Source organism: Mesorhizobium sp. M7A.F.Ca.US.006.04.2.1, assembly GCF_004022915.1.
In the GTDB taxonomy this organism is placed as follows: domain Bacteria; phylum Pseudomonadota; class Alphaproteobacteria; order Rhizobiales; family Rhizobiaceae; genus Mesorhizobium; species Mesorhizobium ciceri.
Window position 1 is genome coordinate 1 of sequence record NZ_RZQA01000717.1, and the last position, 3,398, is coordinate 3,398.

General features: G+C 61.5%; 5 protein-coding genes and 2 pseudogenes. 4 read left to right on the forward strand and 3 right to left on the reverse strand.

Annotated features, from left to right (window positions below):
* Positions 1-366: pseudogene (locus tag EN925_RS28670) on the forward strand (OFA family MFS transporter); the annotation flags it as partial.
* Positions 367-625: 259 nt separating this feature from the next.
* On the opposite strand, the gene EN925_RS28680 reads toward EN925_RS28670, so the two are convergent.
* The 3 genes from EN925_RS28680 to EN925_RS28690 all read right to left on the reverse strand — a co-directional run bounded on the left by EN925_RS28680 (position 626) and on the right by EN925_RS28690 (position 2,406).
* On the reverse strand, positions 626-1,123 hold the full coding sequence (locus tag EN925_RS28680) for a GNAT family N-acetyltransferase (protein WP_127369315.1): 498 nt from the start codon (positions 1,121-1,123) through the stop codon (positions 626-628).
* Positions 1,120-1,890, reverse strand: coding sequence for a copper homeostasis protein CutC (locus tag EN925_RS28685; protein ID WP_063172331.1), 771 nt, complete (start codon positions 1,888-1,890; stop codon positions 1,120-1,122). The genes EN925_RS28680 and EN925_RS28685 overlap by 4 nt, the downstream gene beginning before the upstream one ends.
* Before the next feature lie 84 nt (positions 1,891-1,974).
* Positions 1,975-2,406, reverse strand: coding sequence for a cupin domain-containing protein (locus tag EN925_RS28690; RefSeq protein ID WP_024503833.1), 432 nt, complete (start codon positions 2,404-2,406; stop codon positions 1,975-1,977).
* Between EN925_RS28690 and EN925_RS39820 the strand changes: the two genes are divergently transcribed.
* From EN925_RS39820 to EN925_RS28700, 3 genes and pseudogenes are all read left to right on the forward strand, one after another.
* Positions 2,324-2,602 (forward strand): hypothetical protein, encoded by a 279-nt coding sequence (locus tag EN925_RS39820; RefSeq protein WP_164753782.1) that lies wholly within the window; start codon positions 2,324-2,326, stop codon positions 2,600-2,602. The two genes, EN925_RS28690 and EN925_RS39820, sit on opposite strands and share 83 nt — an antisense overlap.
* Before the next feature lie 28 nt (positions 2,603-2,630).
* Positions 2,631-3,119: an Hsp20 family protein gene (locus EN925_RS28695; protein ID WP_013531273.1), complete on the forward strand. Its 489-nt coding sequence runs from the start codon at positions 2,631-2,633 to the stop codon at positions 3,117-3,119.
* Between the two features lie 68 nt (positions 3,120-3,187).
* Positions 3,188-3,398 (forward strand): annotated as a pseudogene (locus tag EN925_RS28700) (hypothetical protein); the annotation flags it as partial.

Below are 3,398 nucleotides of genomic sequence, written 5' to 3' on the forward strand. Positions count from 1 at the left end.
GTGCCGTGGACCGGCCAGACCGGCAGCGTTTTCCTGTTCGTGCTGTTCTACGGGATCATCCTCAGCATGTATGGCGGCGGCTTCGCCACCATTCCCGCTTACCTGCGCGACGTCTTCGGCGTGCGTTACGTCGGCGCCATCCATGGCCGATTGCTGACCGCGTGGTCGGTGGCGGGCGTGCTTGGCCCGGTGCTGGTGAATTATATCCGGCAGTACCAGATCGACAGCGGCGTTGCGAAGGCCGACGCCTACACGGTCACCATGTACATCATGGCCGGCCTGCTGGTTGTCGGCCTCCTGCTCAACCTGATGATGCGGCCCGTCAATGCGCGCTTCCACATGAAGACCGAACCAGCGGTGGCTTAGAGTCAGTTCCATCCCGACAGAATCGGGATGGGCTCTATCTTATTGTTTGAGCATGATCTTTTCCGAAAATCGGAATCCACTTTCGGGATCAGCTCTGAGGAAACCGACCATGGCGCAAGACAACGAGAATTCGATCAGACTCACGCTGGCCTGGCTGCTGGTCGGCATCCCGTTGGTCTGGGGGTTCTGGATGACGCTGGTGAGTGCGACAGCCCTGTTCCAGTAGTCCTCGTCTTCGTGCGCAGATCTGCCTGGTCTGTCAGGCGCTGATCTGCCTGGCGTAATAGCGCACCGCTTTCTTGCCGCCATGGATGACGGCGTCGCCGGCCTCGACGAAGCCGAGCGCAGCGTGAAAGGCATCCGAGGCGGGGTTCGGCGGGGCGGTGTTGACTTCGCAGGTGACCAGCGTGTGGCCAGCGCGCTCAACATGGCCGAACAGGTCCTGATAGAGCCGGCGGGCGTGGCCGCGGCCGCGTGCGTGCGCCGCCACGACGACCCGGTCGACATAGACGAAGCGCTCATGGCGCTCGCGGAACCACAGGAAATTCGGGCTGTCGTAGCGGGCGTCCTGGTCGAAGGTCATGATGAAAGCTTCGAGATCGCCGATGCGCCTGGTGTAAAATGCTTCGCCAAGCAGGAAGGCCAGCCGCTCAGCCTCCAGCCACGACAGTTCCGCGGCATGCTCGTTGTTGAGCGCCAGGATCGCCGCTTCGTCTTGGGCCGATACACGGGCTATCGGGGCAGGGCTCGAGGTCATGCCTTGGCTGCCGCGATCGTTGCCGCCACAAGCGCTGTGTCGGTCAGCGTGTTGCGGTACTCGCGATCGAGATCGGAACCACCCATGCCGACATGGGGATTGCGGTAGTCCATGGCACTCGGCACATCCTTGAGGGCGGCAAAATGCATTTCGGACAGGCCGGTTCTGCTGCGCACTTCGGCAATGTTGTGCAAATCCAGTCCGCCGCAGCCGAGGATGACGATGCGGTCGCCGGCCTGCCGCACCAGATCCGCCAACAGCGGCAAGCCTTCGATGGCAGTGTCACGCTGGCCGCTGGTCAGCACGCGGCCGACCTTGCTGCGGATCAGCGATTCGAGCGCCTCGGCCGGCTCGCGCGTCATGTCGAAGGCGCGATGGCAGGTGACGTTCAAGGGGCCGGCGGCCTGCGTCAGTTCGCTCATGCGCGCCTCGTCCATGGTGCCATCGGCGTTCAGGCAGCCAAACACCACGCCGGGCACGCCGAGTTCGCGCAGTGCCGAGACATCTGCCAGCATCGAGGCATATTCGGTCTCACTGTAGAGAAAATCGCCGCCGCGCGGCCGCACCATGACGTGAAACGGCACGTTTGCCTGCTCGATGGCGGCGCGGATCGTGCCGAGGCTTGGCGTAATCCCGCCTTCGACGAGGCTGGCGCACAGTTCGACCCGGTCGGCGCCGGCGGCTTGCGCCGCGAGAAGGCCGTCAATGCCTTCGACACAGATTTCGATCAGCGGCAGGCGGAGAGCTTTGGTCAAGGGGCGATCCATTCCATGATTCCCGGCCAGCCCTACCACCGCGCCGGTTGCTGCGAAAGCGCGAACAGACTTTCGCGCCGGGCACGGACTTCGCGGTTATTGGCGCAATTCCGTGTTCTTGGCGCCTTGCTCGACCTGATCGATCACCAGAAGCTTCACCTCGATATCACCGATATTGGTGGCCTGATGCCACTGGCCGATCATTTCGATGATGAAATCGCCGGCCTTGTAGGTGTTGCTGTCGCCGGTCTCGACATTGGTGACCTTCAGCGTGCCGGCCTGGACATAGGCATAGCGCGGGAAAGGGTGCCTGTGGACCGGCAAGGTCGCGCCCGGCGCGATGTCGTAGGTCGAGACCAGCACCTGCACGTTCTTCTGCGGCAGCGTGATCGGTTGGCCGGACGCGGTCGTCGTGCGCGACGCAAGAGGGGTCACGACGACAGGCGTGCCGCTGCTGTCCAGCGCGTGGGCCGGGTTCGCGGAAAAGGCTGCCGCGAGCAGCAGTCCTGACATCAAAATTTTTCGCATGATTCGCATCCACCCCTGGCGTCAACATCGCGCAGTGGCCACCAGCACGCAAGGCAGCGCCTTGGGCACCTGCCTGCCGGCCAAAAATATTTTTGTCGCCCCTCTTGAAGGAAAAAAACACGATTACCAGATCGTTTTCCGTCGAGGCTTCGGCTCGACATACTGGCGTCGCAGCGACGCTGCGACAGCCTCGTAATCCATGTTGCTTCACGGAGGATATGGCTATGAGAAGCTCTGATTATACCCCTCTTTACCGCACAACGGTCGGCTTCGACCGTCTCTTCGATATGCTCGAAAAAAGCGTACGCTCCGACTGGCCTCCCTACAATATCGAGAAGACCGGCGAGAACGACTATCGCATTACGATGGCTATCGCCGGCTTCGCTCTCGATGAGGTCGAACTCATGCAGAACGGCCCCGAATTGTCTGTCGTCGGCCAAAGGAAACCCGACCAGGAAAATCGGGAGGTCCTTCATCGCGGCTTGGCGACGGGCAACTTCAAGCAGGTGTTCAAACTTGCCGACCACGTAAAGGTCAAGGCGGCCAACCTCGAGAATGGCTTGCTGTCAGTGGACCTGGTCCGCGAAGTGCCCGAGGAACTCAAGCCTCGGCGCATTGAGATAGGGTCCGAAGCCAAAGCGGTTTCGCTCGAGCAACCCGGCAAGAAGCAGTTGATCGACTCGGATGCGGAGCCTCAACGCGAGGTCGCCTGATTCCCTGGACCTAAATCTACGGTCCGCCTCCCGGTTCGGCCGGGAGGCACAGATCGCGGAGAATGGAGATGAGAACCGACACTTACAGTTTTCACCAACCTGAACCGAAAAATCTTGCCGCGGAATCCGCCGGATTGCGGACGCCGGATGATGTGCTGAACGAGGAGACGATGACGATCGGTGCAAAGCGGGCTTTGCTCGCTTTCTGGGCTTCCGACGTTCATGCGGTTCCTGACAATCCCGCGTTGCGGCAATTGGACAACGGCGCCATCGTGGAAG

Coding starts and splice junctions, on each gene's coding strand:
- EN925_RS28680 (WP_127369315.1), bottom strand. CDS start 1,123: ATGACCTCGAGCCCTGCCCCGATAGCCCGTGTATCGGCCCAAGACGAA.
- EN925_RS28695 (WP_013531273.1), top strand. CDS start 2,631: ATGAGAAGCTCTGATTATACCCCTCTTTACCGCACAACGGTCGGCTTC.
- EN925_RS28690 (WP_024503833.1), bottom strand. CDS start 2,406: ATGCGAAAAATTTTGATGTCAGGACTGCTGCTCGCGGCAGCCTTTTCC.
- EN925_RS28685 (WP_063172331.1), bottom strand. CDS start 1,890: ATGGATCGCCCCTTGACCAAAGCTCTCCGCCTGCCGCTGATCGAAATC.